Raw genomic sequence first — 358 nt, 5'->3', positions numbered from 1 at the left:
CAACGCGGCGCAAACGCCAGTGACCGTGACGCTGAGCAATGGCTCCGTGATTAACATCGCCGCTGGCGAAACCACCGGCACTGTTGCAGTCAATACGCCTGCCAACGACGTTTACAACAATGGCGGCACCGTCAGCACCACGATCACGGGCGCAACCGGCGGCAACTTCGAGAACCTGGTGCCGAGCACCACGCCAGCCGTCACTACTATTACCGATTCGGTGGACACCACTGGCCTGACCTTGAGTGCCAGCGAAACCATCACCGAAGGCGGGCAGATCACCTATACCGCGACGCTGACCAACGCGGCGCAAACGCCAGTGACCGTGACGCTGAGCAATGGCTCCGTGATTAACATC

At 60.3% G+C, this 358-nt stretch carries 1 protein-coding gene; it reads left to right on the top strand.

Features of this window, described 5'->3' with window-relative positions:
• Positions 1-358, top strand: a 358-nt coding sequence (locus FGE05_RS29970) for an immunoglobulin-like domain-containing protein (protein WP_176563051.1), incomplete at both ends; no start/stop codon positions are given.

Source organism: Pseudomonas sp. ICMP22404, from assembly GCF_006227205.1.
Taxonomy (GTDB): domain Bacteria; phylum Pseudomonadota; class Gammaproteobacteria; order Pseudomonadales; family Pseudomonadaceae; genus Aquipseudomonas.
This window is presented reverse-complemented; position numbering and strand designations above follow the sequence as displayed.